Raw genomic sequence first — 25,458 nt, 5'->3', positions numbered from 1 at the left:
AGGAGCGCGGCTCAGGCCGCCTGGCGCGGCTGCTCCTCGGGGGACGTCACGGCGGGGGCGGCGTCCGCCACCTTCACCCGGCCCGCCAGCCCCTGCAGCAGGCTGGACACGCCGACGTAGAGGAAGCCCGCCTGGAACAGGACGATGAAGGGCACCGACGTGTAGATGCGCGCGTCGATGGCGAACCACAGCGCCCCGGTGAAGTAGGCGGCGAAGAGCAGCTCCACCACCGGCATCAGCGTCTTGCTGCCCCGGTAGCTCTTCTTCACGGCCTTGACGCTCTTGCCCTCGGCGCCCGTCTTCGGCGTGCGCGCGAACCCCGACTGCTGGTTGAGCAGCGCCTCGCCCACGGCCTTGGCGTTGTTGATGGCCAGGCCGATGCCCAGGCTCATCAGGAAGGGCAGGTACTTGAAGCGCTCCCAGCCCTTCGCGCCGCGCTCGCGCTGGGCGGCCACGTAGAAGACGCAGACGCTGGCCGTCGCGGTGATGAAGAAGGGCAGGTCCAGGAACAGCGTGCCGTACAGGCCGTGCTGGAAGCGCACCACCATGCTGATGGGCATCAGCACGGACAGGAGCACCATCAACAGGTAGGCCATGTTGTTGGTGAGGTGGAAGAAGGCCTCGCGCTTCACCAGGAGCGGCAGGTCGCTCTTGAGGATGGTGGGCAGCAGCTTCTTCGCCGTCTGGATGGAGCCCTTGGCCCAGCGGTGCTGCTGGCTCTTGAAGGCGTTCATGTCCACCGGCACCTCCGCCGGGGAGATGACCTCCGGGAGGAACACGAACTGCCAGCCCTTCAGCTGGGCGCGGTAGGACAGGTCCAGGTCCTCCGTGAGCGTGTCGTGCTGCCAGCCGCCCGCGTCGGAGATGGTGGAGCGGCGCCAGATGCCCGCCGTGCCGTTGAAGTTGAAGAAGCAGCCGGCGCGGTTGCGCGCGGTGTGCTCGATGATGAAGTGCCCGTCCAGGAAGATGCTCTGGGCCTGCGTGAGGATGGAGAACTCACGGTTCAGGTGGCCCCAGCGCACCTGCACCATGCCCACCTTCGCGTCCGCGAAGAAGGGCACCGTGCGCATCAGGAAGTCGGGGCTGGGGACGAAGTCCGCGTCGAACACCGCCACGTACTCGCCCGTGGCCAGCTTCAGGCCGTTCTCCAGCGCGCCCGCCTTGAAGCCCTGGCGGTTGACGCGGTGGATGTAGACGATGTCGTGGCCCTTCTGACGGTGGCGCTCCACGCACGCGCGCGCGATGGCGCACGTCTCGTCCGTGGAGTCGTCCAGCACCTGGATCTCCAGCAGCTCGCGCGGATAGTCGATGCGGCACACCGACTCCACCAGGCGCTCCACCACGTACATCTCATTGAAGATGGGCAGCTGGATGGTCACCCGGGGCAGCGCCGTCAGCGTGCCGTTGGGCGTGGGCAACTTGAACTTGTGGCGGTAGTACAGGAACGCCATGCGATACCGGTGGGATCCGTAGACCCCCAGTACGCTTAGCAGGCTGAAGTAGACAGCCAGGAAGATGATCTCGACGGTGGTCATCGGTGACGCTCAGCCCCTCCCGCCGGCCCTGTTGCTAGCGGTCCTACCAGACGTGGCGGCATGCCCGACCGACCGCTCACGCTGACCGCCGCCTCCTGGGTCCGCTGAGCCCCGCCCCGTATGTGCCCGAAAAGACAGGGCTTTGACCTTCCGGTTACTGATGCCGGCGGACAATAGGGAGCCACCCGGGTCGTGTCAAACTATTCCCCGGATTCGAGAGATCTGGAAGGACGACATTGACGCAGGGTGTCACCCCCGTTTTTTCCCTGCGTCGGGGCGGTCTGGAAGGGCCTGATGGCCACACCCGGGGAGGACGTCCCGGGTGCTTCAAGCGGCGTAGGACCTAGCGGGCGACACGCAGGGGCGCCGGGGTCACCGGGAGGGGGGCCGCCTCCGCGACCTGGGCCTCGTCGCGGGTGGCGCGGTCGAGGACCCCCTGCACCAGCTCCGGGAAGTCCAGGCCGGCGTGGGCGGCGATCTTCGGCAGGAGGCTGGTGGGGGTGAAGCCCGGGAGGGTGTTCACCTCCAGCACCACGTCATTCTCCGTGTCCGAGCACAACAGGTCCACGCGGCCGTACCCCCGGCAGCCCAGGGCGCGGTACGCGGCCAGCGCGAGCGACTCCACGTTGACGCGGCGCGTGTCGGACAGGCGGGGGGGGAGGAAGTACTGGGAGCCGCCCTTGTACTTGGCCTCGTAGTCGAAGCCCTCGCGCGGGAAGGACACCTCGCAGCTGCCCAGCACCGCGTCGCCGAGGATGCCCACCGTCACCTCCTGCCCCCGGACGAAGCGCTCCACCAGGGCCTCGCCCCCGAAGCGGCAGGCCTGGGCCACCGCGGGCACCAGGGCCCCGGCGTCGTGCACCACGGACAGGCCCACGGACGAGCCGCCCTTCGCGGGCTTCACCACGCAAGGGAAGCCGCTGTCGCCGTGAAGCTCCAGCGCGCGCTCCACGTCCGCGCGGCCCACCCGGTAGCCCCGAGGGGTGGCCAGGTTGTGCAGTTGGAAGAGCTTCTTCGCCATGGGCTTGTCCATGGCCAGCGCGGAGGCCAGCACGCCGGAGCCGGTGTACGGCAGCTCCAACAGCTCCAGCAGGCCCTGCACGCGGCCGTCCTCCCCCATGCGGCCATGCAGCGCGAGGAAGGCCACGTCGAGCTCCGCCGAGCGCAGCGCCCGGTCCAGCCCCGGACCCGCGAAGACGCGCGTGACGGCGTGGCCCAGCGTCTCCAGGGCCGCCACCACGGCCTCCCCCGTCTTGAGCGAAATCTCCCGCTCCTCGCCCCACCCGCCCATCAGCACTCCCACGCGCTTGCCCATGTCCTTGATGCCTCCTTGGGCCCACGCCAGAGCACGGATGATGCCACGCACCAGCGGTCCTCCCCGGCGCGGACCACGCGTGCAAGCCTCCGGAATGACAGGGCTTCAGGGTGATACCCGTGACCAAGCAGCCGTGTCCGGGGGGACACGGCGCGGCCCGGCGGACACGTGCGGACACGGGTCCTGCGGCGCGAGCCACGAGGGGCCCACTCCAGCGCTCGGCTCGGGCAGCGTCGGACCCCGCCCCGAGCGGTTCGAGCCGGGGCGGCGCGAGCCACGAGGCCGTCGCTCGAACCGGGACACGCAGGGGCCGCGCCGCGTGGGGGCGCGGGCCCGTCCAGACATGCCGGGGGCCCGTTCAGGCCCCCGCCACGGACCGGATGCTTCAGCCCGCGTCGCCGCGGACGCCGCCGTCGGGCAGCAGCCCGCCGTCAGTCGTGCCGGCGTCCGCATCCCCCGCGTCACCGGCATCGGAGGAACCCGCGTCGGACGGGCCTCCGTCCGGAGGGATGCTGTCACCGGAGACGCAGACCTCGTTCCGGCAGACGTAGCCCTCGATGCACTGGCCCCGGTCGCAGGGCTGCCCTTCCGGGTCGAAGTCGACGAGCAGGCTGCAGGCGGACAGTCCCAGGACCAGGGCCGAGGGAACAATGAGCGATGAAAGGCGGCGCATGGCTAGTAGTTCCGGAGATCGTCGTCGTCGAGCTTGGGGCGCTTCTTCTCTTCCTCGCGCTTGCGCTTCGCCTCTTCCTCGCGCTGGCGCTTCTCCTCTTCCTCTCGCTTGTGCTTCGCCTCCTCCTCCTGCTTGCGCTTCGCCTCCTCTTCCTTCTTGCGCTGCTCCTCTTCGCGCTTGAGGCGGGCCTCCTCCTCCCGCTGGCGCTTCGCCTCGGCCTCGCGCTCCTTGCGCGTCAGCTTCTTCGCGGGCGGAGGGGGCGGCGGGGCCTGCGGGGGCGGCTCGAAGGCCGGCGGCGGAGGCGGCGGGGCCACGGGCTTCTCCGGGGCCGGCGTGGACGCGGGGTTCGCCTTCGGAGCCGCGGGCTCCGTGTGAGCCGCCGGCGGAGGCGGAGGCATGGGCAGCGCCTTCTCCATCGGCTTCACTTCACGAACCGGCTCGGCGCGCGGAGCGCTCTTGGCCGGGGGAGCGCTGGACGACGACCCGCCCCCCTTCTTGTAGAAGGCCAGGTAGCTGCCCGCGCCCGCGGACACGAGGCCCGCCAGCACGCCGATGTCCGCCACCAGCGCGTACGTCTTGCCCGTGTTCTTCAGGTCCTCCGCCCGTGAGCTGCCCTGGGGCGCCGTCTTGAAGGCATCCGACTTCGAGGAGGCCTCCAGCCCGAAGTAGATGCCGCCCGCGAGGAGCGCCACGCCCGTCGCCAGCAGCACGTAGCCCGCCGTGCGGCGGCTCACGCTTCCGCCACCGGAGAAGTGCTTCACCGGCTTGCCGCCCACGCGCGCCGCGTCCTCGGAGACCAGCCCCGTCAGGAGCGCCTCGGAGCCCGTGGCCATCGCGTCGCCGCGCGGGACCTGCCCCAGCGCGTACGCCAGGTTGTGGCCGTCCGCCACGTCCATGCGCAGGCCCGTCACGGTCAGGGGCGTGTTGCCCGGACCGCCGCGCACCAGCAGCGCCAGCACCTGCGGCACGTCCGCGAGCACGCCCAGCTCCTGGAGCGCCTTGTCACGGTCCTCTTCGTCGGGGTTCTTCGCGATGCGCTCCACCAGCGCCGCGTACCGCTGCTGCACCGGCAGGCGCGCGAGCGTGAAGGAGGCCTCGCCTTCGCGGGCCCGCCCTTCCGTGACGGCGTAGCCCGGCGCCACCAGCGTCACGTAGTGGTCCGCGCGCGTCAGGCCGGTGAGCGCCAACGGGGACACGCCCCGGTAGGCCCCGTCCACGAACACCTGCGCGGGCCCTGGCAGCGTGCGCACCGACAGCGCGGCCTCCGCCGAGGACAGCTGCGCCTTGCGCTCCTTCTCCACGAACGCGACCTCTTCGGGAGGGAAGAAGTTGGGGTTGAAGGTGGCGCGGGGGTCCACCGCCAGCACCGCGCGCATCTCCAGCTCCGCGGCCTTGTTCTCTCCGTTGGCCACCTGCGTCGCGGCCTTCATCACCCGCGCGCGGCTCAAGAGCCCGAACGCACGCGACAGGTCCGCCTGCTCATAGGCCCGCACCGCCTTGTCGAAGCTCTGGAGCGCCTTCACCGTGTCCAGCTCGTCGTAGGCCTTGGCGCCGTCCTTGAATGCGGCGTTGCCCTCCACGGCCTTCGTCTGGCGAGCGCTCGCGCCCTGGGCGTCCAGCGCGTCCGTCAGCCGCACCAGCTCCAGCCTTCCGGAGCGCGCCACGGCCTGTTCGGCCCAATGCGCCAGCGCCAGCGCCTCACCCTCGAGCGAGGCATCCACGGGAATGGCCACCACCGCCACGCGGGGGCCCGCCGCCGCCGGCAGCGTGCGCGGCATCAGCCGCAGCGGTACGTGTTGCTGCTGCGCCGCCGCGGGACCCATGGCCAGCATTCCCACCAGCCAGCCACTGAGCGTCGCGTGCAGCGCGCGATTGAAAGGACGTCGCATCCGGTCTCCCTCGTTGCTGTGCGCATTACACGCACTGCGCGGCGGAACGCCAGCCTCGAAAGGGGTTTCAGCGACCCGCGGTGCTCCCGGAGCCCCGGGACGCGGGCCCTGGCGCCAACCCGTGGAGGTAGTTGAGCGCCACCTTGAGTTGTGGATCCGCGAGTTTCGCCGTCACCGCCCAGTCCTTCAGGTTCGCGGGCAGTGCACGCGGCGCGGCCGCGACCTCCGACGTCGCCTGGGACGGCTCCGCCTTGAAGTGGCGCCGCAGGTCCTTCTCCCGGGGCGCGTCACTCCCCGGCTTCCCGGACGCGTCCTCTGGCACGAGGAAGTCCGGGGTGATGCCCTTCTCCTGGATGCTGCGGCCCTTGGGCGTGTAGTAGCGCGCGATGGTGAGCTTCAGCCCGGAGCCGTCCTCCAGCTCGATGATGGTCTGCACGCTGCCCTTGCCGAAGGTCTGCGTCCCCATGATGACCGCGCGGCCGTGGTCCTGGAGCGCCCCGGCGACGATTTCGGACGCGGAGGCGCTGCCCGCGTTGACGAGCACCACCAGCGGGTAGTCCTTCTCCGTGTCGCGGTCGCGGCTGCGCTCCTCGGAGGCGTTGCGGCCGTCGCGCCCGCGCGTGGACACGATGGTCAGGTTGCCCGGCAGGAAGCGGTCGCTCATCGCCACGGCTTGATCCAGCAGGCCCCCGGGGTTGTTGCGCAGGTCCAGCACCAGGCCGTCCAGCTCCCGGCCGCCGTTGAGCGCGCGCAGCCGGTCCAGCTCCTTCTTCAGCGACAGGTCCGTGCGGTCCTGGAAGTTCTTCACCTTCACGTGGCCGATGCCGTCGTAGAGCGCGCCCTCCACCGACACGATGCGGATGTGGTCGCGCAGGATGGCCAGCTCCTGCGGGGCGTTGAAGCCCGCGCGCATCAGCGTGAGCAGCACGCGGCCACCGGCGGGCCCGCGCATCTTCTGCAGCGCGCGGCCCAGGTCCATGCCCAGGGTGCTCTCCCCGTCGATGGCCAGCAGCTCGTCCCCGGCCTTGATGCCCGCGCGCGCCGCCGGCGTGTCGTCGATGGGCGCCACCACCACCAGCCGGTCGCCCTTGCGCGCGATCTCGATGCCCAGGCCCCCGAACTCACCCGACGTGTCGATCTTCATCTCCCGGAACACCTCCGGGGGCATGAAGAGCGTGTGGGGATCCAGCGTCTCGAGCATTCCCTGGATGGCGCCCTGGATGAGCGTCTTGCGGTCCACCGACTCCACGTAGTTGTTCTCAACGTAGGAGAGCACCCGCGCGAACAGCTCCAGCTGGCGGTACGCGGATTCGTCCCGGCCGGCCGCGTCCGCCGGCTTCTGCGCGAGCGCGGGCGCGCCCCACAGCAGGAGCGCGGCGAGTCCCATGCGCCACGGCTTCGGGAAACGGGTCACGGGAGCGCGTCCTTTGGGGCTGCGGGGAGCAAGGGGCCTTCGCAAGGCCCCGAGTCTACACCCGGCCCGCCGCACGATTCCCGCCCTTAGAGGCCGGCCCGGTCCGCGAAGCCCACCAGGTGGGACACGAACGCGTCCGGCCGCTCCATCTGCGGCACGTGGCCGAAGCCCTCCACCACACGCACCTCCGCCTGGGGCGGCAGGTGCTGACGGTACCAGGAGAGGATCTCCGGAGGCAGGAGCCGCTCGCTGCCGCCCCACAGCAGGAGCACCGGCATCTTGAGGTCCCGCACCGCCTGGGGCGCGATGCTCGCCTGCGTGGCGAGGGCGTCATCCGACAGGGCCCGCACGGTGGGCGTCGTGTAGAACTTCCGCAGCTCCGACGCGAGCAGCATCGCGGCCCATGGCGGACGGTGGAAGAGCCGCTTCGTCAGCGCCCGCACGTCCGCGTTGGACTTCACCGCGAACGCGCCCAGCAGCGCCGTCAGCGCCTCCGGCGTCAGCTCCGCGCCCGCGGGGGCCACCAGCGCCAGCGCCTTCACCAGGGCCGGCTGTTCGGAGGCCAGGTTGACGGCCATGGCCCCGCCCAGCGAATTGCCCACCACCAGCGCGGGCGCCTTCACCACGTCCTCGCAATAGGCGCGCAGCACGTCGAACTGGCCGCGCACGCAGGTGGGACCGCCGCAGTACTCGCCGGAGAAGCCGTGGCCCGGCAGGTCCGGCGCCAGCACCCGCGAGAAGCGCCGCGCGAGCCCGAAGAACGTCCGCCCGAAGCCGTTGGCCGAACCGCCCAGCCCGTGCACCAGCACCACCGGCGGCCCCTTGCCCTGCCCCTCGAGCGCGTAGTGGTGCACCTTCTGCCCACCCACGTCCACCGTCTCCGACGCCACGCCCCGCGCCACCAGCACGCGGCGCATCGCCTTCTGCATCCCACCCATCAGGTCCACGCGCGGGCCTCCCTCTTCCAGCGACCGCCGCTGGCCGGCACCTTCTAACGCCCCCGCATCTCAGACGCAGCGCATCAAGATGACAATGTCAGGGGGTGCTCACCGAGGCGGAGGCGGGGGCGAGCCACGGGGCGGGGTCGACGGCCTGCCCCGCGCGCCGGACCTCGAAGTACAGGTAGGCGCCCTTGAGGGAGCCGGTGTCGCCCACCTCCCCCACCACGTCACCGGGGGCCACGCGGGCTCCCACGGCGACGGCGATGGTGGACAGGTGGGCCACCAGGGTGTGGAAGTCATCGCCGTGGTCGACGATGAGCAGGTTGCCGTAGCCGCGCAGCCAGCCGGCGTAGACGACGGTGCCTTCCGCCACCGCGTGCACGGGGGTGCCGGCGGGCACGCGGATGTCGACGCCCTTCTGCACGGTGACGGTGTTGAAGCGCGGGTTCACCACGCGGCCGAAGCCCACCTCCACGATGCCCGCCACGGGTCGGGGCAGCTTGCCCTTCAGCGCGCCGAAGCCGCTCGTCGCGGGGGCCTCGTGCAGGTCCGACAGCATGCGGGTGAGCTCCGCGTCCGCGCCCTCCAGCTCGCGCACTGCGCGCTTCGCCAGCTCCGCCTCGCCGGCCAGCTTCCCCACCACCTCCTCCAGCGCCTCCTGCTGGGCCTGGGCCTGCTTCGACTGCTGCTGGAGGAAGGCCACGCGTTCGGACAGCGAGGTGTGCAGCCGCTTCAGCTCCAGCGTCGCCTGCCGCTGGAGCCCCGCGACGTGCTGCACGGTGCGGAGCAATTCCAGGTCCCCCGCCATGCTGGCCTCCAGCGCGCGGGAGCGCCACATGAGCGCGGCGAAGTCCTCCGCGGACAGCAGCACCTCCAGGGGCCGGCGGCGCTGGAGCCGGTACAGGGTGCGCAGGCGCGGGGACAGCCGGCGCAGCTGGGCGCGCAGGGCCTCTCGCAGCACGGCCTCCTCGCGTTCGGCCAGGGCGACGCGGCGGCGGAAGAGGTTCAAGTCCCCCTCCAGCGCGCGCACGCGGCGGCGGGAGAAGGCGGCCATGTCCTCCATCAGCTCCATGCCCTCCAGCACGGAGAGCTTCTTCGCCTCCACCAGCGCGAGCGTGGCCCGCTGCGCGGCCAGCTTCTCGCGGATGGCCGCGCGCTCCGCCGCCTCGTCCTGCTGACCGGACGCGGTCGCCGCGCCCAGCAGCACCATGAGCCAGACGAGCCGTCTCATACGCGCAGGAAGCGCCCCACCGCGACGAAGCTGCCGCCCAGCCCCAGGGCGCACCCGGCCGCCAGCAGCTCCAGCGCGGTGCGCGTCTCCACCCAGGGCGCGGCCACGCCCGGCCCCAGGAGGAACGCGAAGAGCGAGCCCAGCGTGGGCCCCAGGAGCCGGCCGAACAGCCACAGCCCGCCCACCGCCACCAGCGCGCCCAACAGCCCCTGGAGCAGCCCCTCCAGGAGGAAGGGCGTCTTCACGAAGCGGTCGGTGGCGCCCACCAGCTTCTGGATTTCAATCTCCTCGCGCCGCGAATAGATGGCCAGTTGGAGCGTCGCCGCGACGATGACGACGGTCGTCCCCAGCACCACCACCAGCGCCACCAGCGCCCCGAAGCTCAGCGCCCGGGCGATGGCGGACAGCCGCTCCACCGCGGCCTCGCCGTAGTCCACGCCGGTGACGCCAGGCAGCGCGCGCAGCTCCTTCGCCAGGGCCTGGAGCGCCGCGGGAGACCTCCTGGCCTCCGGCACGCGCAGCTCCAGCGTCGCGGGCAACGGGTTCTCCGGCAGCTCCGACAAGGCCTCGCCCAGGTCTCCCAGCTCGCGCTTGAGGCGCTTCAGCGCCGCTTCCGGCGGCACCACCGTCACCTCGCCGTGGCTCAGCTCCACCACGCGCGTGTGCACGCCGTGCACCTCGTCCTCGCCCAGCTGCGGCGCCAGGTAGAGCGTCACCTCCACCTCGCCGCCCAGCGACGCGAGCAGGTTGTCCACCACGTGCGACGCGCCGCGCGCCAGCCCCGCGGCGAACAGCGCGATGGCGATGGTGGACACGGCGATGAAGTGCACGAAGGGCGCGTGCTTCAAGCCCCCGGCCGCCGAGCGCCAGAAGTAGGCCGCCTTCGACAACACGCTCATACCAGCATCCGCCGCGCCGCCTTGACGCCGTCCTCGTCGGAGACGATGAGCCCGCGCTCCAGGCGCACCGTGCGCTTCTGGTAGCGCGACAGGAGCGTGGCGTCGTGCGTGGCCACCATCACCGTGGTGCCGCGGATGTTGATGTCCGTGAGCAGGTCCATGATCTCCACGGTGAGCGCCGGGTCCAGGTTGCCCGTGGGCTCGTCCGCCAGGAGGATGGTGGGGTCGTTCACCAGCGCGCGCGCGATGACCACGCGCTGCTGCTCTCCACCCGAAAGCCGCAGCGGCAGCGAGTGCGCCTTGTGCTCCAGGCCCACCTGCTTGAGCATCCGGTACACCTTGTCGCGCGCCTCCGCGCGGGGCACGCCCAGCACGTCCAGCGTGAAGCCCACGTTGTCCGCGACGCTGCGGTGGGGCAGCAGCTTGAAGTCCTGGAACACCACGCCGATGTTGCGCCGCAGGTACGGCACCGCCGACTCGCGGATGCGCGCGATGTTCTTGCCGCCCACCAGTATCTGCCCCTTGGTGGCCTTCTCCCCGCAGAAGATGAGCTTGAGCAGCGTCGTCTTCCCCGCGCCGGAAGGGCCGGTGAGGAAGACGAACTCGCCCTTCTCCACGTTCAGGTTGATGTCCTGCAGCACCGGCGGATCGCCGGGATACGCCTTGTAGACGTGGAAGAACTGGATCATGACCGGAAGCGGGGGCGCCTCCGGCGAGCCTACCACGGCCCTGGAGCCCGCCCAGGAACGGGCCCGGGCGCGGCGCCACGACGCACGGCGGGTGCTACGAGGGCTCGCCCTCGCTGGCCAGGTAGCTGAGGATGACCTCGTCCAGGCTCTTCTCGGAGATGAGGTCCTCGCCGAAGAGCGTCTCCACGCCCACCTCGTTGATGCGGGGCTTCTCCTTGAGGGCGCGCGCGGCGGCCACTTCCGGAGGGAGCTGCGAGCCCGTGGCCGCGACGGGCGGCGGAGGCGGCGTGGGGGGACGCGGCTGCTGCGTGGGCACCGGCTGCAGCTTGGGCTGCGCGGCGACCTCCGCGTCCGTGGCGAGCTGGCCCGGCTGGTACGAACGGACCGTGGACTCGTAGTTGTCGTACACGCCGTTGATGAGGTTGCGCAGCATCTCCTTGTGCTGCTCCTCCATCAACTCGCGAACAACCTCCGCCAGGTTCTCCGCGTTGAGGATGTCCGCGTAGGACGTCTTCTTGGACGCGAGGATGTTCCCGCCCACGAACAGGTGGGTGATGATGTGGGGGTTGTTGACGCCCGAGTCCTCGGTCTGGACGTGGTAGACCTTCCCCTTGTGCTTGATGTTGTGATTGAAGCCAGTGACGGCTTTTTCGAAGGTTTTCGCCATTGCCGAGGTCGGGCACCGTACCAGCGGGGTCCGGGCTTCACAAGGTAAGCGTCACGCACCCCGCTCCGAACCCCGCGTCCGCGCGCTCCAGGTCCGTGTGCGTCCGCCACCTTCCGTGTGCGGATCCACACGGGGACACCAGCCTGGCGGGCATGGCCACCTCTGTTGAAAAGCCGAAACGCCCTGGGGTACGTAAACCCCTCTGACGATCGCGCCGTCGGACCCACCTTCCCTGCCGCGGGCGGAAAAGCCACCGATGAAGAAGCCGGACACCATCGCCGACAAGGTCCGCCTGCAGGATGCCCAGGCGCTCGCGCAGGGCTATTCCCCGGCCATCCGCGCGATGGAGATCGCCTCCATCCTCGCGTTCGTGACGCTGGAGGGCGCGCTCATCTACAAGCTCTGGAGCACCCACCACACCGGGCCGTGGCTGCTCATCCTGGCGGTGGTGCTGGGCTACCTGGCCGCGGACTTCGTATCCGGCCTGGTCCACTGGATGGGTGACACGTGGGGCTCCACGGAGATGCCCGTGCTGGGCAAGGCCTTCATCCGCCCCTTCCGTGAGCACCACGTCGACGAGAAGGCCATCACCCGCCACGACTTCGTGGAGACCAACGGCAACAACTGCCTCGTGTCGCTGCCGGTGGCCGCGCTCGCGGTGGCGGTGCCGCTGAACGGGCCGGGCTGGGTGTTCCTGGCCGCGTTCCTGGGCGCGATGATCTTCTGGGTGATGGCGACCAACCAGTTCCACAAGTGGTCGCACCTGGACTCGCCGCCCGCGCTCATCCACTTCCTCCAGCGCGTGCACCTCATCCTGCCGCCGGACCACCACCGCATCCACCACACCGCGCCCTTCAACCAGTACTACTGCATCACCGTGGGCTGGATGAACCGGCCGCTGAAGATGATCCACTTCTTCCCGCTGATGGAGCGGCTCATCACCTGGGCCACCGGCCAGCTGCCCCGCCAGGACGACATCGGCACCGAGGCCGCCCAGGCCCTGGTCGCCGTGGACGGCGCCCAGGAGGTGCCCGTGCTCCAGGCGGCCAAGGAGCTGCTCAAGGCCACCGCCGAGGACCCCGCGGCCCCCGCGTCCAGCCGCTCCGCGCCCTGATGAGGGGCCCGGGCCGCGCCCCCGCCGCCTAGAAGCGCAGGTCCACCTGCTCCGCGGAAGGGATGGGGCGCCCCAGGAAGCGGGCCCCCACGTCCACGAAGCGCTCCGGCACGTCGGTGACGAAGAAGGCGTGCTCCGGTGTCCCCACGGAGGCGGGCGCCAGCAGTCCCCTCGCCTCCAGGAGCTCCGCCACCGCCTCCGCGGTGGCCTCCGCCGAGTCCACCAGCGACACGTGCGGCCCCACGACCTCGGCGATGACGCCCTTGAGCAGCGGGTAGTGGGTGCAGCCCAGCACCAGCGTGTCCACGCCGTCTCGCGCGAAGCCGGCCAGGTACTCCTTCGCCACCAGCAGCGGCACGTCCCCCGTGGTCCACCCTTCCTCCGCCAGCGGCACGAAGAGCGGGCACGCCGTCGCCTTCACCGCGACGCTCGGGTCGCCGGCCTCCAGGGCCCGCTGGTACGCGCCGGAGCGGATGGTGCCCGGCGTGCCGATGACGCCCACCCCGCCGCCCCGCGTGCGCTGGAGCGCCGTGCGGGCCCCTGGCTCGATGACGCCCAGCACCGGCACCGGCAGCACGGCCTGGAGCGCGGGCAGCGCCGCGGCGGAGGCCGTGTTGCACGCCACCACCAGGAGCTTGATGCCACGCTCCAGCAGGAACTCCGCGTTCTTCAGCGAGTAGCGCGTCACCACCTCGCCGGACTTGGTGCCGTAGGGCACCCGCGCGGTGTCCCCCAGGTACAGCGTGCGCTCGTGGGGAAGCCGCGCCATGAGCGCCTTGAGGACCGTGAGCCCTCCGATGCCGGAGTCGAACACGCCGATGGGACCGTGGCTGTCTTGCCGCATGGGGGCAGTCCCTATCACGTTTGATGCCAACGCCCGTGGCCGGCCTCCGGGCCCCGGAACGCACGAAGGGCCGGAAGCCTGGATGGCTTCCGACCCTGGCCCGTGCCACCCGGACCGGAGGGTGCGGCCTACCGCACGCGGAACACCGGCGCGTTGAGGGCATCCGGCACGCCCGGGAAGTCGTGGGCATAGACGCGGATGGGAGGCAGGTCGCTGCGGGACTCGTAGGCGCGGTTGCCGGTGCCGGAGGCGCGGAAGGACACGAAGTACTCGCCGGGGCGGAGGAACTCGAAGATGGCCGGGGACTCGTTGCACCCGAACCACTGGCCTTCGGAGCCGTAGACCCACTCGCCGGTGTGCGTGTCCTGGAAGTTGATGCCCACCTCGCTCACGCCGGCCTGGCTGCAGCTGAGCTTCACGCTGCCCTCGTAGAGCTGCCAGCCCACCGCGGCCCCGCCGATGGCGTAGGTGTTCGCCGTGACGGACGCCGGCACCCCGTTTTGCGCCGTGAAGCCACCGCCGAAGTAGTAGAGGGGGCGCTCGCGGACGTCCATGGCCACCACCTCCAGGTAGTGCTGTCCGGGCGCCAGCTCCGGGGTGCTCACCGACCGGCCCTCGCTCCCCTGGTAGCAGTCGAAGCGCGCCCAGGAGCCGTCATCCACGCGGGCATCCACGTAGGCGACCCCCGCCTGCTGGCAGGTCGGATAGCCCGACCCCGCCTCCGTGGGAAACAGCCAGTTCACGTACGCGAAGGTCTTGCCCTGCTGCGGGCCGCCCGACGAGAAGGTGATGGGGACGGAGATGTTGCCGTCCACCGTGAAGCTGCCGTGGTACGTGAAACGCGCCGCGTTGTTGTAGTCCACCGCCACCGCGTCGAACGCGTAGGTGCCGGGCGCGAAGTCGTGCAGGACGATGCCGTCGAAGCCGTTGGCCTGGCAGGGATAGCGGCCGTCGTTCTCCAGGATTTCCCCCCCGATGGAGATGTCGACGCCCTGGATGTCTCGCATCTGGCTGCAGCTGGCGCCGTCGAAGCTCCACGTCATCCGGACGTCGCCGGGGTAGCGCGGGCTGTTGTCTTCGATGATGCAGCCGGTGGCGCCGGCGGAGAGACAGAGGAATGCGGCGAGCGTTCTCGCGTTCATGGTGGGCATCCGTGTTTCGGGAAGTTGAGGTCGTCGGCCCGTAACACCTGTCCAGACGACTCAGTCCGGGAATTATTCACTCCCGCCCAAAGCAACCGGGCATCGACGGCGGGTTTGACCCGCCCGAGCACGGGATGTTACGCGCTGGACCCCATGATTGCCCACCTGCCCCTGGCCCTCGCCGCCATGAACTACGTGGAGATCATCCGCGACGCGTCGTTCATCGAACTCGCGGTGCTCCTGCTCCTCATGACGGTGTCCGTGGCCTCCTGGGCGCTCATCGCCATGAAGGCCACCCAGCTGTCGCGCGCCCGCGCCCAGTCGCTCACCTTTCTCGACACGTTCTGGAAGGCGTCACGGCTGGAGGCCATCTACCAGTCCGCCCAGAAGCTGGAGGGCTCGCCGCTGTCGAAGGTGTTCTGCGCGGGCTACGAGGAGCTGAGCAAGCTGGCGCAGACGGGCAAGGAGGGCGGCGGCGCCGAGGACGCGATGAGCGCCAAGCTGGGCGGCATTGAAAACGTGGAGCGCGCGCTCAACCGCGCGGCCACGGCGCAGATCACCGAACTGGAGAACCGGGTGTCCTTCCTGGGCACCGTGGGCGCCGCGTCGCCGTTCGTGGGCCTGTTCGGCACGGTGATTGGCATCCTGGGCGCGTTCAACAACATCGCGGAGCAGGGCAACGCGACGCTGGCCACGGTGGCGGCGCCGGTGGGCAACGCGCTCTTCGCCACGGCGGCGGGGCTGTTCGCGGCCATCCCGGCGGTGGTCGCGTACAACTCGTTCGTCAGCCGCATCAAGGTGTTCGACACGGAGATGTCCAACTTCTCCGCGGACTTCCTCAACATCATCAAGCGGCACTTCTTCCGCTAGGGGACCCACCACATGGGCATGGGCGGAGGAAAGGGCGGCGGTGGCCGCACCACCATGAGCGAGATCAACGTCACGCCCATGGTGGACGTGATGCTGGTGCTGCTCATCATCTTCATGGTGACGGCGCCCCTCATCCAGCAGGGCGTGAAGGTGAACCTCCCGGAGACGAAGGCGGCCCCGGTGGAGGCGGCGGAGAAGAAGGTCGTCCTCTCCATCGACGCGGGGCGCAAGGTCTACATCGGGGACGCGGAGGTGCCGCTGGAGGAGCTGGAGACGAAGCTCGCCGCCAACGCCAAGGCGCAGGCGGACAAGGAGGTCTACCTCCACGCGGACCGGGACGTGCCCTACGGCGTGGTGGTGGAGGTGATGGCGGCGGCGCAGCGCGCGGGCATCGCCAACGTGGGGATGATCACGGAACCGGCGCCGGGGGGCAAGACGTCCAACTCCGGGAAGGCGCCCGCCGCCCCCAGCGGCAAGGGCAAGCCCAAGGAGGCGAAGCGCTAGCCCATGAGCTCCGCGGTGAATCACAGCCTGCTGGTGACGCGGCCCACGCGGCTGTCGCGCTTCGTGGCCTTCTCCGTGGGCGGGCACGTGGCGGTGCTCGCGGCGGCGCTGCTCTACGCGCGCTTCACGTCCGCGCCGAAGCTGAACCTGGACCAGAAGCCCATCAACGCGTCGCTGGTGCGGCTGGGCAAGCCGCGCGACCCGAAGCTGCTGCCTCGCAAGGAGGTCGCGCAGCCTCCGCCCAAGGAGGTCGTGGCGAAGCCCACGCCCACGCCCCCGACGGACGCGCCCGCGCCCTCCCCCACCGCGGTGGCGGTGCCCGGCGTGAAGCCCGCCCCCGCGCCCGCGCCCCAGAAGGGCGAGGCGACCGCGGAGGACCGGCGCAAGAAGCTGTTCGGCGCGTTCGACAAGTCCGCGAAGCCCAGCGAGCCGGAGGAGCTGGAGGGGGCCGAGGACGGCGACCCCGACGGTGACTCCGCGACCGCGGAGGGCGAGCGGTACTACGGGCTGCTGAAGTCCCAGGTGCGCCGCCACTACAACGTGGCGGACACCATCCCCGACGCGGAGCGCCTGTACCTCAAGGCGCAGGTGGCCATGCGGTTGGGCCGCGCGGGTGAAGTGCTGGACGTGAGCCTGGCCAAGGCCAGTGGCAACGAGCTGTTCGACGCGGCGGTGGTGGCCGCCGTGCGCAAGGCCTCTCCCTTCTCTCCTCCCCCCGATGCGCTTCGCGACGCGCTCCAGAAGAACGGCGTCGTCCTGGTGTTCAGCCCATGAAAGCCTTCCTGCTGTCGCTCCTCCTCGTCCCCGCGCTGGTCCTGGCGCAGGCGCCCGTCATCGAAATCTCCGGCGCGAACTTCCGCCCGCTGCCGCTCGCGGCCCCCGCGCCCGTGGTGCAGGACGGCGCGGACAAGAAGACCGCCCAGACGTTCGACACCGCCTTCACGTACGACCTGGCCGCCTCCGGCATCTTCCAGGTGCTGGACCGCGCGGGCTTCACCGCCGACGCGAAGGAGGGCATGACCGCGGGCAGCATCAACTTCAGCCGCTGGGCGGACGTGGGCGCGGAGTCGCTGGTGAAGGTGTCTCTCGCGCAGGACGGCGGCGCGCTGCGCGGGGAGCTGCGCCTGTTCAGCGTGGCCACGGGCCACGAGGACCTGAAGGTGGCCAAGGACGCGCCGGCCAACGAGCCCCGGCAGCTGGCGCACGCGCTGGCGGACGCGCTCTACCGGCACTTCACCCGCGAGGCGAGCCCCTTCCTGTCGCGCATCACCTACGTGCGCAAGGCGGGCGCCAACCGCGACGTGTTCGTGGCGGACTGGGACGGCATGAACGCGCAGGCGCTCACCAAGGGCGGCACGCACATCCTCCCCACGCTCAGCCCGTCCGGCCAGGTGGCCTTCACGTCCTACCGGAAGAACCGCCCGGACATCTACGTGCAGACGCCGGGCAGCGAGGCGAAGCCGCTGGTGACGGACGGGCAGATGGCCACGGGCGTGGCGTACTCGCCGGACGGCAAGCGCATCGCGTACGCGCTGGCGGAGGGTGAGAGCGCGCAGATCTACATCGCCGCCGCGGACGGCTCCGGCGCCAAGGCCATCACCGACACGCCCTACGGCCTCAACACCAGCCCCACCTGGTCGCCGGACGGCAAGCGCATCGCCTTCGTGTCCAACCGGGGCGGCAGCCCGCAGGTGTACGTCATGGGCGCGGATGGCTCCGGGGTGAAGCGGCTCACCTTCCAGGGCAACTACAACCAGACGCCGGACTGGTCGCCGCGCGGGGACCTCATCGCCTTCACCGCCCGCGACGAGCGCAACGCGTTCGACCTGTTCACCGTCAACGTGGACACGGGCAAGGTGACGCGCCTCACGCAGGACCAGGGCAACAACGAGGAGCCCACCTTCTCCCCCAACGGCCGGCTCATCATGTTCAGCTCCAACCGCATCGGCGGCGCGCACCTGTTCGTGATGACCTCCGACGGCAACAACCAGCTGCCGCTCCCCATGGAGAAGGGGAATTGGCTGACCCCGGACTGGGGCTCCGCTCCGGCGGCGAAGTAGTCGTCGCACCGGGGGTGCCGTTGACAGGGGGGACGCGCCGGAGTGCATTGCGCACTTCATGAGCGCTCCCCTCCGCTCCCATTGGGGCTTGGATCCGCAGGTCGTCTTCCTCAACCACGGCTCGTTCGGCGCGTGCCCCACGGCGGTGCTCCAGCACCAGTCCGAGCTGCGAGCACGCCTGGAATCCGAGCCCGTGCGCTTCCTGGGCCGCGAGGTGGAAGCGCTGCTGGATGAAGCGCGCGCCGCGCTCGCGGCCTTCGTGGGCGCGGACGCGGACGACGTGGCGTTCGTGCCCAACGCCACCACGGGCGTGAACACCGTGCTGCGCGGCCTGCGCTTCCAGCCGGGTGACGAGCTGCTCACCACCGACAACGAATACAACGCGTCCAAGAACGCGCTGGACGTGGCCTGCGCCGCGCTGGGCACGAAGGTGGTGGTGGCGAAGCTGCCCTGGCCCGTGACCTCGCCGGAGGCGGTGGTGGACGCGGTGATGGCGCAGGTCACGCCGCGCACGCGGCTGCTCCTGGTGGACCACATCACCAGCCAGACGGCGCTGGTGCTGCCGCTCGCGGAGCTGGTGCGCCGACTGCGCGAGCGGGGCGTGGAGACGCTGGTGGATGGGGCCCACGGGCCGGGCATGGTGCCCCTCCAGCTGAGGGAGCTGGGCGCGGCGTACTACACCGGCAACTGCCACAAGTGGCTGTGCGCGCCCAAGGGCGCCGCGTTCCTCTACGTCCGCCGGGACCTGCAGCCGGCCCTGAAGCCGCTGGTGGTGAGCCACGGGCACAACTCGCCGCGCACGGACCGCTCGCGCTTCCGGCTGGAGTTCGACTGGACGGGCACGCACGACCCGACGCCCTTCCTCTGCATCCCCACCGCGCTGCGCGTCATCGGGGGGCTGGTGCCGGGCGGGTGGCCGGAGGTGATGGCGTCCAACCGGGCGAAGGTGCTGGCCGCCCGCAAGCGCCTGGACGCGCGGCTGGGCAACGCGGCCCCGCTCTGCCCGGAGTCAATGGTGGGCAGCATGGCGTGCGTCGCCCTGCCGGACGGCTTCCCGGAGCGCCCCGAGCCTCCGCTCTACCTGGACCCGCTGCATGTGCGCCTGTTCGATGCACACCACATCGAGGTCCCCGTCACCCCGTGGCCCCGGGCGCCCCGGCGGCACTTGCGGCTGTCCGCGCAGCTGTACAACACCCCGGCGGACTACGAGGCCCTGGGGGACGCTTTGGAAGCGCTGCTGCGTTGAGTAGTGTGCGCCGCATGCCGCGCTTCGCCTCCATCGATATCGGGACCAATTCCGTGCTGCTGCTGGTCGCGGACCGCCTGCCGGACGGGCGCTTCCAGGCCGTGGTGGAACGCGCCGAAATCACCCGGCTGGGCCGGGGCGTGGACACCAGCCGCGTGCTCTCCTCCGACGGAATGGAGGCCACGCTGTCCGTGCTGGTCGCCTTCGCGAACGAGGCCCGCGAGCTGGGCGCCGAGGGCATCGCGGTGTCCGCCACCAGCGCCGCGCGCGACGCGAAGAACGGCGCGGACTTCATCGCCGCCGCGAAGGCCCGCGCGGACGTGACGGTGGAGATCATCCCCGGGGAGATGGAGGCGCAGCTGTCCTTCGCCGCGGTGGCCCAGGACTTCGCCGGGGACGCGGCGGGTCCGCTGCTCGTCGTGGACATTGGCGGCGGGTCCACGGAGTTCATCTACGGCAGTGACGCCGGGACCGTGGCCTTCCGCCACAGCTTCGACGTGGGCGCGGTGCGGCTCACCGAGCGCTTCGTGCGCACCGACCCGCTGTCCCCGGACGAGCGCGCCGCCATCGAGGCGCATCTGCGCGACACCTTCTCCGCGCTGCCTCCGCCTCCGCCAGCCGCGATGCTGGTGGGCGTGGCCGGGACGGTGACGACGCTGTACGCCGTGCAGCACCGGATGGCGACCTACAACGCGGAGGCGGTCCACGGCGGCACGCTGTCCCGGGGCGAGCTGGACGCGCTCACGGACATGCTGTGCGGCCTGCCGCTGGACGCGCGACGGGCGCTGCCGGGCCTGCAGCCCAAGCGCGCGGACGTCATCCCCGCGGGGGCCCTCATCCTGCGCGAAGCCGTGAAGGCGCTGGGCCTGGATGCGTGCCGCGTGAGCGACCGCGGCCTGCGCTGGGGCCTGCTGGCACACCGCTTCGGCTCGGCCCCGTCCTCCTCATGAACGCCTCTTCCCCCACCGCTTCGTCCAGCGCGTCCGCCACGCAGTCCGTGCGCGCGGGCTACGCGCTGTTCATCCTCACGCTCATCAACCTGGTCAACTACCTCGACCGGTACATCATCGCCGTGGCGCTGCCGGAGATTCAGAAGGACTTCGGCATCAACGACGCGCAGTCGGGCCTGCTGGGCACCGTCTTCATCATCGTGTTCATGCTGGCCTCGCCCCTGGGAGGCTTCCTGGGAGACCGGGTACCGCGCCGGCTGCTGGTGGCGGGCGGCGTCGTCCTGTGGAGCCTGGCCACCGGGGCCAGCGGCCTGGCGGCCTCGTTCACCGCGCTGCTGCTGGCGCGCGCGGTGATTGGCATTGGCGAGGCGGGCTACGGCGCGGTGGCTCCGTCCATCATCTCCGACCTCTACCCGCGCGAGCAGCGCACGCGGATGCTGTCGTACTTCTACATCGCCATCCCGGTGGGCTCCGCGATGGGCTACGGCCTGGGCGGGTGGCTGACGCAGACGTATTCGTGGCACGCGGCGTTCTTCGCGGGCGGCGTGCCCGGGCTCGTGCTGGGCACGATGGCCTTCTTCATGCCGGAGCCGCGACGCGGTGCCATGGACGGGCCGGAAGCGACGGTGAAGCTGCCCTTCATGGAAGGCCTCAAGGGGCTGGGCCGCAACATGGCCTTCTGGGCGACGACGGCCGGCTACACGCTGATGACGTTCTCCATTGGCGGGCTGGCGTTCTGGATGCCCACGTACCTGGTGCGCGAGCGGCACCTGTGGCTGGAGCATCCGGGCCGCGTGGGGCTGGTCTTCGGCGCCATCACCGCCGTGGCGGGCCTCACCGGCACCGTGGCCGGCGGCTGGCTGGGCGACAGGCTGGACCGCAAGCGCGTGGGTGGCGGCCTGTGGATGTCCGGCGTGGGCCTGCTGCTCGCGGCGCCGTGCATGTACCTGGCGGTGAACCTGCAGGACACGGCGCTCACGTTCGCGGCCATTGGCGTGGCGCAGTTCCTCATCTTCCTCAACAGCGGGCCCATCAACGCCGCCATCGTCAACTGCGTGCCGCCCGCGTTCCGCGCCTTCGCGATGGGCCTCAACGTGCTGTGCATCCACATGCTGGGGGACGCCATCTCGCCCACGCTCATCGGGCAGATCGCCGACATGGCCAGCCTCCACACCGCCATCGCCATCAACGCGGTGCCAGTGCTGCTGGGCGGACTGGCGCTCCTGCTGGGCGCGAAGCTGTTCCGGGAGGCCGTGCCCCGCGCGCAGGCCTGAGCCGGGAGAAACGCAGGGGCGCGGAATGCATCCGAGCCCCCATCCGGTCGTGCGGGCAGGTTCGCTGCTCGCCAGGGAAGGAAGCGGAGGCATTTCGTGGCTGCCGGGCAACCCATGCATCCCTTGCACGCATCCTCGGCCCCTGTGTTCGTGGCATGCGGGCGCAGCCACCCCACGCCCTCCGCCCATGTCGCGTCGCATCCCCAGGCCGTCCTCGCCCTCTACACGGGCGGCCGGGCCGTCATCCATCAACGCACCCGCTTCACCCTGTCCCCGGGCGACGTGATGCTCATCCCCTCTGGGGAGAAGCACCGGATGGTGATGGCCGAGCGGGCGGAGGCCTGGGGCCTCGGGTTCCATCCGTCCGCGTTCGCCCGGACGGAGGTAGCTCCGCTGCTGGAGCCCTTCGAGCGCGTGCGCCAGGGTGCCTCCGCCGTCGTATCGATTCCTTCCAGTCGTCAGGAGCACCTGGTGCGCCTGCTGTCGGAGCTGCGTGAGGAGACGCTCACGCAGCACCGTCCGCTGGGGGAGCAGGTGACGCGCAGCCTGTTCTCGCTGGTGCTGGCGGAGGTGGCTCGCGCGAGCGCGTGGACGCCCGTGGACATGCGGGCGTCACTCGCGGGGGAAGCGCTCTCGTTCATCGAACGGCACTGCCTGGAGCCCATCTCGCTGCGCGAAGTGGCCGCCGCCGTGAACCGCTCTCCCTCTCACGTCACGACAGCGATCAAACAGGCCACGGGCAAGAGCGCGGTGGAGTGGATCATCTCCGGACGGCTCGCGGAAGCGCGGCGGCGGCTGCTGTCCACCGACGAGCGCGTGGACATCATCGCCGAGCGCGTGGGCTACGCGGACCCCACGCACTTCATCCGCTTGTTCCGGCGCTCGGAGGGACTCACGCCCGCCGCGTGGCGCCGGCAGCACCGCGCGCCGTCCGCCAGCTGAGCCACGCAGCGCCTGCACGAGGCGAACGCCCCGCGGGCCGCGGCAGCCTCGCGAAGCGAACACCGCCCGAGGTGATGCCGCGCATGGCCTCGCGACGCCAACACCTTCCGGGAAGCCCACGCCGAGCCCCGCGAAGACAGAGGTGATTTCGCGCAAGGGCCGCGAAGCGAACACCAACCGGGAAGCCATGCCGAGCCCCGCGAAGCCAGAGGCGATTTCGCGCATGGCCCCGCGAAGCGAACACCGGCCGGGAAGCCACGCCGGGCCTCACGCGGCAAACACCGGCAAAAGTGGCCTCACGACCGCGTGCGCGGGCCTCAGTGCGGCTTCTGCTTCGAGGCCGGAGGCTTCCCCGTCACGGCCGTGTAGCGACGGTCCGCGTCCTCCTGGATGAGGCCGTGGTTCATCATGGCCGCCGCGACAGCGCCAGCGCTGGCCGCCATGAGCGCACCCTGGAGACGCGTCGTCATATCCCCCACGGCGGAGATGCCCGGCACGGACGTCTCGCCCACCGGGCCCACCTTCACGAAGCCCTGCTCATCCAGTGCCAGTCCCAGCCGGGTCACGAGCTCCGACTGTCGCTGCGGCGGCGCGGAGAACATGACCTTGCGCGCCACCCGCGTCCCGTCCTCCAGCTCCACCGCCTCCAGATGGCCGTCCTTCCCGTGGAGCGCGCGGATCCGCTGCTCCTCCAGGCCGATGCCCAGGGCCTGGAGTCTCTCACGCTGCTCGGCCGTCATGGCGAACGCGCCATGGGTGAAGACCGTCGTGTCCTGTGACCAGTTCTGGATGACGGCCGCGTGGTCCAGGTACTGCGGCTCCGTGAGCAACACGCCCAGGGGTTGGTCCCGGACCTCCCAGCCGTGACAGTACGGGCACTGGAAGATGCTGGGGCCCCACAGCTCCTTGTAGCCGGGGATGTCCAGCATGACGTCCACCATGCCCACGGCGAGGAGGAGCCGGCGCGTGTCCACCGTGCTCCCGTCGCCCAGCGCCACGCGGAAGCCCCCTTCATGCTTCTCCACGGAGCCCACCCGCGTGTCGCGCACCTCCACGTTCGGATAGGCCCGGAGCTGCTCGCGGCTGATGCGCCGGAACTCCGAGGGCGGGATGCCGTCGCGCGACCCGAAGCCGTGCATGTGCTCCGCCGCCGCGTTGCGGGGCGTGCCCGCGTCACACAACAGCACCGCCCTGCGCCCGCGCCCCAGATACAGCGCGGCGTTGAGCCCTCCCGGACCGCCTCCCACGATGACCACGTCGTATGTCGCCATTGCCCTGCTCCCTTGAGCTGTCGTTGATTCCTGGAGGAAATCTAACGACCGGCCCAAGGCCCCCAGCAGGGCGGGTTTTTCGACGGCATCGGCGGATCTTCCGGGCCGCCACGGCCCGCGCGTCTACCGCACGACGGGCGAGGCCTCGGGCACCTCGATCCTCGGCCGGTACTCCTCCGCCACCCGCTCCACCTCCCCCGCAAGCCGCTCCCCTTCCGCGAGCAGCCGGGCCTTCAGCCGCTTCCGGTTGCCCAGCGTGAAGAACAGCTCCAGGTCGTGACGGATGGCATCCCAGCGCTCCGCGAACGACAACGTGAAGAGCGCCAGCGACGGCACCCCCACGAAGGTCCCAAGCCCCCAGCCCCACCCGCCCCCCACCGCCGCGACCGCGGTGAGGCCCCACCACCACACCAGCGACACCACCACCGCGGTGAGGAACTTCACCGTGGCCTGGATGTCCAGCTCCGCGCGCCGCGCCGCCATCCGGGGCAGCGGATACGGAATCGCGAACAGCGCGAGCCCCACCGCGAACAACGGCAGCCCGAACACCAGCCGCAGCAGCGTCTTCACCACGAAGGGCACCACGTTGGCCGGGCGGTACTCCACGGACAGCTCCTCCGGACGCGTGGCCTGCACCAGCGACATCCGATGGCCGAAGGAGGACAGGTGCTGCCGCAGCCGCTCATAGCGCTCCGGCTCCTCCGCTCGGAACAGCCGCACTCCGCGCGCCCACAGCCGCAGCCGCTCCGGCGCCAGAGTGCCACCCTGGCGGAACGCATAGAGCTGCTCCGCCACGTGGACCACCGGAAGGTCCGCCCACTGCTCCAGGTTGAGCGTCACCGAGCGCAGCCCCTCCGCCACCCGCTCCGTCAGCGCGCGCACCGCGTCCTGCTCCGACGCGGCGTCCTTCGGCAGGAAGGCCGCCACGTCGATGGGCGCCCCCTGGTCGATGAGCACCTCGCTGCGGAAGACGTTCTTCTCCGCGTAGGTGAGCCCCACCGGGACGATGCGCACCGGAGCGCCCTCGCGCGCGGCGTTGAGCGCGATGCGCGCCGCGCCCGTCTTCAGCTCCGCGAGCGCGGGCTCCGAATGGCTCTTGCCCTCCGGAAAGATGGTGATGGCCCGCCCCTGCACGAGCGCGCCCTTCGCCGCGTCCAGCGTCCCTTCATTGCGCCCCATCTGCGTCGGGTCGTCCTGCTTGCGGTACACCGGCAACGCGTCCAACCCCCGCAGGAGCCACCCGATGACGGGCAGCTTGAAGAGCGGCGCCTTCGCCATGAACGTCACCTGGCGACGCGTGAGGATGAACACCAGCGCCGGGTCGATGAGCCCGTTCGGATGGTTGCCTACGAAGAGCACCGGACCCGACGGCGCCTCCCCCGGGGTGTTCACCTTCACCCGGTAGAAGAGCCTCAGGGCCAGCGCCATCACCGCCCGCACACACGCATAGAACACAGGACGGACTGTATACCGGCGACCCACCTCGGACCCGCCCCACTCCGGACACTGTCACCCTGAGGGGCCGGAAGGACCCTCTTCCGAGGCAGCCGGTCAGCTTCAACCCAAACGGAACAATCCGAGGAGACCGCGATCCAGGGCGCCTTGCCCGCGACACCTCTTTTTCGTGCGCGGGCTGGAAGCCGCGTCACCCCTCGGAGAGCAACCCCATGAAGCGTTGGCTGTCGCGGGGCAGGGCCGCGCGCCGCCGAACACATGCATGCGCTCGCGGTGCCCGCGGGCGCCCCGCGCATCCCCCCCACCTGGGGCAACCCCGCCCATGACCTGGACCCGGACCTGGACCTGGAGGTCTACGACCCCACGGACGAGCTCGTCGCATCCCTCGGTGAAGGCACCTCCGTCGCCGAATCCGTCCCCATCTCGAACCCCACCGCCGGCACCTGGAGCGTGAAGATGAAGGGCTTCTTCAAACGCTCCCCCCAGGACACCGGCACCGCGGCAGTGGAGCGCCGTGTCCCGCGTCCGTAGTC

General features: G+C 70.8%; 24 protein-coding genes. 10 read left to right on the top strand and 14 right to left on the bottom strand.

The window, feature by feature from the left end; translation table 11 throughout:
• Positions 1-11 precede the first annotated feature (11 nt).
• The 10 genes from GTY96_RS21720 to GTY96_RS21675 form a co-directional block, all read right to left on the bottom strand.
• Positions 12-1,535, bottom strand: a complete 1,524-nt coding sequence (locus tag GTY96_RS21720; protein ID WP_143900031.1) for a cellulose synthase family protein — start codon at positions 1,533-1,535, stop codon at positions 12-14.
• Positions 1,536-1,878: 343 nt separating this feature from the next.
• Positions 1,879-2,850: a D-alanine--D-alanine ligase gene (locus GTY96_RS21715; protein WP_143900033.1), complete on the bottom strand. Its 972-nt coding sequence runs from the start codon at positions 2,848-2,850 to the stop codon at positions 1,879-1,881.
• 385 nt (positions 2,851-3,235) lie between these two features.
• Positions 3,236-3,523 carry a hypothetical protein gene (locus GTY96_RS21710; RefSeq protein ID WP_143900035.1) on the bottom strand — a complete coding sequence of 96 codons (288 nt, stop codon included), beginning with the start codon at positions 3,521-3,523 and terminating at the stop codon, positions 3,236-3,238.
• Between the two features lie 2 nt (positions 3,524-3,525).
• Positions 3,526-5,412: a PEGA domain-containing protein gene (locus tag GTY96_RS21705; RefSeq protein WP_161665668.1), complete on the bottom strand. Its 1,887-nt coding sequence runs from the start codon at positions 5,410-5,412 to the stop codon at positions 3,526-3,528.
• Between the two features lie 67 nt (positions 5,413-5,479).
• Positions 5,480-6,826, bottom strand: coding sequence for a S41 family peptidase (locus GTY96_RS21700; protein ID WP_186001843.1), 1,347 nt, complete (start codon positions 6,824-6,826; stop codon positions 5,480-5,482).
• An 86-nt stretch (positions 6,827-6,912) separates the two neighbouring features.
• The gene (locus GTY96_RS21695; RefSeq protein ID WP_161665667.1) at positions 6,913-7,773 is read right to left on the bottom strand and encodes an alpha/beta fold hydrolase; all 861 of its coding nucleotides are present in this window, start codon (positions 7,771-7,773) and stop codon (positions 6,913-6,915) included.
• 88 nt (positions 7,774-7,861) lie between these two features.
• Positions 7,862-8,998 (bottom strand): murein hydrolase activator EnvC family protein, encoded by a 1,137-nt coding sequence (locus tag GTY96_RS21690; RefSeq protein WP_201756264.1) that lies wholly within the window; start codon positions 8,996-8,998, stop codon positions 7,862-7,864.
• Positions 8,995-9,897, bottom strand: coding sequence for a cell division protein FtsX (locus GTY96_RS21685; protein ID WP_143900043.1), 903 nt, complete (start codon positions 9,895-9,897; stop codon positions 8,995-8,997). The genes GTY96_RS21690 and GTY96_RS21685 overlap by 4 nt, the downstream gene beginning before the upstream one ends.
• Complete coding sequence (gene ftsE / locus GTY96_RS21680) at positions 9,894-10,586, bottom strand: cell division ATP-binding protein FtsE (protein WP_143900045.1); 693 nt, start codon at positions 10,584-10,586, stop codon at positions 9,894-9,896. Before ftsE ends, GTY96_RS21685 begins: the two co-directional genes overlap by 4 nt.
• A gap of 94 nt (positions 10,587-10,680) precedes the next feature.
• Positions 10,681-11,253, bottom strand: coding sequence for a nickel-dependent hydrogenase large subunit (locus GTY96_RS21675; RefSeq protein WP_143900046.1), 573 nt, complete (start codon positions 11,251-11,253; stop codon positions 10,681-10,683).
• 256 nt (positions 11,254-11,509) lie between these two features.
• Between GTY96_RS21675 and carF the strand changes: the two genes are divergently transcribed.
• Positions 11,510-12,367 carry a plasmanylethanolamine desaturase gene (gene carF, locus GTY96_RS21670; RefSeq protein ID WP_143900048.1) on the top strand — a complete coding sequence of 286 codons (858 nt, stop codon included), beginning with the start codon at positions 11,510-11,512 and terminating at the stop codon, positions 12,365-12,367.
• A gap of 28 nt (positions 12,368-12,395) precedes the next feature.
• On the opposite strand, the gene murI is transcribed toward carF, so the two are convergent.
• The gene (gene murI / locus GTY96_RS21665) at positions 12,396-13,211 is read right to left on the bottom strand and encodes a glutamate racemase (protein ID WP_143900050.1); all 816 of its coding nucleotides are present in this window, start codon (positions 13,209-13,211) and stop codon (positions 12,396-12,398) included.
• 128 nt (positions 13,212-13,339) lie between these two features.
• Entirely contained in the window at positions 13,340-14,353 is a 1,014-nt protein-coding gene (locus GTY96_RS21660; protein WP_143900052.1) for a hypothetical protein, read from the bottom strand.
• A gap of 153 nt (positions 14,354-14,506) precedes the next feature.
• Here GTY96_RS21660 and GTY96_RS21655 point away from each other — a divergent pair, with 153 nt between their 5' ends.
• From GTY96_RS21655 to GTY96_RS21620, 8 genes are all read left to right on the top strand, one after another.
• A complete protein-coding gene (locus GTY96_RS21655; RefSeq protein WP_143900054.1) occupies positions 14,507-15,223 on the top strand; it encodes a MotA/TolQ/ExbB proton channel family protein in 717 nt (238 codons plus the stop codon).
• A gap of 12 nt (positions 15,224-15,235) precedes the next feature.
• Positions 15,236-15,727 (top strand): protein TolR, encoded by a 492-nt coding sequence (gene tolR / locus GTY96_RS21650; RefSeq protein WP_143900056.1) that lies wholly within the window; start codon positions 15,236-15,238, stop codon positions 15,725-15,727.
• Between the two features lie 3 nt (positions 15,728-15,730).
• Complete coding sequence (locus GTY96_RS21645; protein WP_161665665.1) at positions 15,731-16,501, top strand: cell envelope integrity protein TolA; 771 nt, start codon at positions 15,731-15,733, stop codon at positions 16,499-16,501.
• Positions 16,498-17,787, top strand: a complete 1,290-nt coding sequence (locus tag GTY96_RS21640) for a DPP IV N-terminal domain-containing protein (RefSeq protein WP_161665664.1) — start codon at positions 16,498-16,500, stop codon at positions 17,785-17,787. Before GTY96_RS21645 ends, GTY96_RS21640 begins: the two co-directional genes overlap by 4 nt.
• Before the next feature lie 58 nt (positions 17,788-17,845).
• Positions 17,846-19,033: an aminotransferase class V-fold PLP-dependent enzyme gene (locus GTY96_RS21635; RefSeq protein ID WP_161665663.1), complete on the top strand. Its 1,188-nt coding sequence runs from the start codon at positions 17,846-17,848 to the stop codon at positions 19,031-19,033.
• Between the two features lie 14 nt (positions 19,034-19,047).
• Positions 19,048-19,983 carry a Ppx/GppA phosphatase family protein gene (locus GTY96_RS21630; protein WP_161665662.1) on the top strand — a complete coding sequence of 312 codons (936 nt, stop codon included), beginning with the start codon at positions 19,048-19,050 and terminating at the stop codon, positions 19,981-19,983.
• Positions 19,980-21,257 (top strand): spinster family MFS transporter, encoded by a 1,278-nt coding sequence (locus GTY96_RS21625; RefSeq protein WP_143900065.1) that lies wholly within the window; start codon positions 19,980-19,982, stop codon positions 21,255-21,257. Before GTY96_RS21630 ends, GTY96_RS21625 begins: the two co-directional genes overlap by 4 nt.
• A 114-nt stretch (positions 21,258-21,371) precedes the next feature.
• Positions 21,372-22,199, top strand: coding sequence for an AraC family transcriptional regulator (locus GTY96_RS21620; protein WP_143900067.1), 828 nt, complete (start codon positions 21,372-21,374; stop codon positions 22,197-22,199).
• A 317-nt stretch (positions 22,200-22,516) separates the two neighbouring features.
• Here GTY96_RS21620 and GTY96_RS21615 read toward each other — a convergent pair whose 3' ends face one another.
• Both GTY96_RS21615 and GTY96_RS21610 read right to left on the bottom strand, forming a co-directional pair.
• Entirely contained in the window at positions 22,517-23,470 is a 954-nt protein-coding gene (locus GTY96_RS21615) for an NAD(P)/FAD-dependent oxidoreductase (RefSeq protein WP_161665661.1), read from the bottom strand.
• A 123-nt stretch (positions 23,471-23,593) separates the two neighbouring features.
• Positions 23,594-24,925 (bottom strand): lysophospholipid acyltransferase family protein, encoded by a 1,332-nt coding sequence (locus GTY96_RS21610; RefSeq protein WP_161665660.1) that lies wholly within the window; start codon positions 24,923-24,925, stop codon positions 23,594-23,596.
• Positions 24,926-25,183: 258 nt separating this feature from the next.
• Between GTY96_RS21610 and GTY96_RS21605 the strand changes: the two genes are divergently transcribed.
• A complete protein-coding gene (locus GTY96_RS21605) occupies positions 25,184-25,456 on the top strand; it encodes a hypothetical protein (RefSeq protein WP_161665659.1) in 273 nt (90 codons plus the stop codon).
• Positions 25,457-25,458: the final 2 nt, after the last annotated feature.

The sequence above is a fragment of the Corallococcus silvisoli genome (assembly GCF_009909145.1).
GTDB lineage: Bacteria > Myxococcota > Myxococcia > Myxococcales > Myxococcaceae > Corallococcus > Corallococcus silvisoli.
The sequence above is the reverse complement of the archived record's forward strand: the minus strand, read 5'-3'. Positions and strand labels throughout refer to the sequence as shown.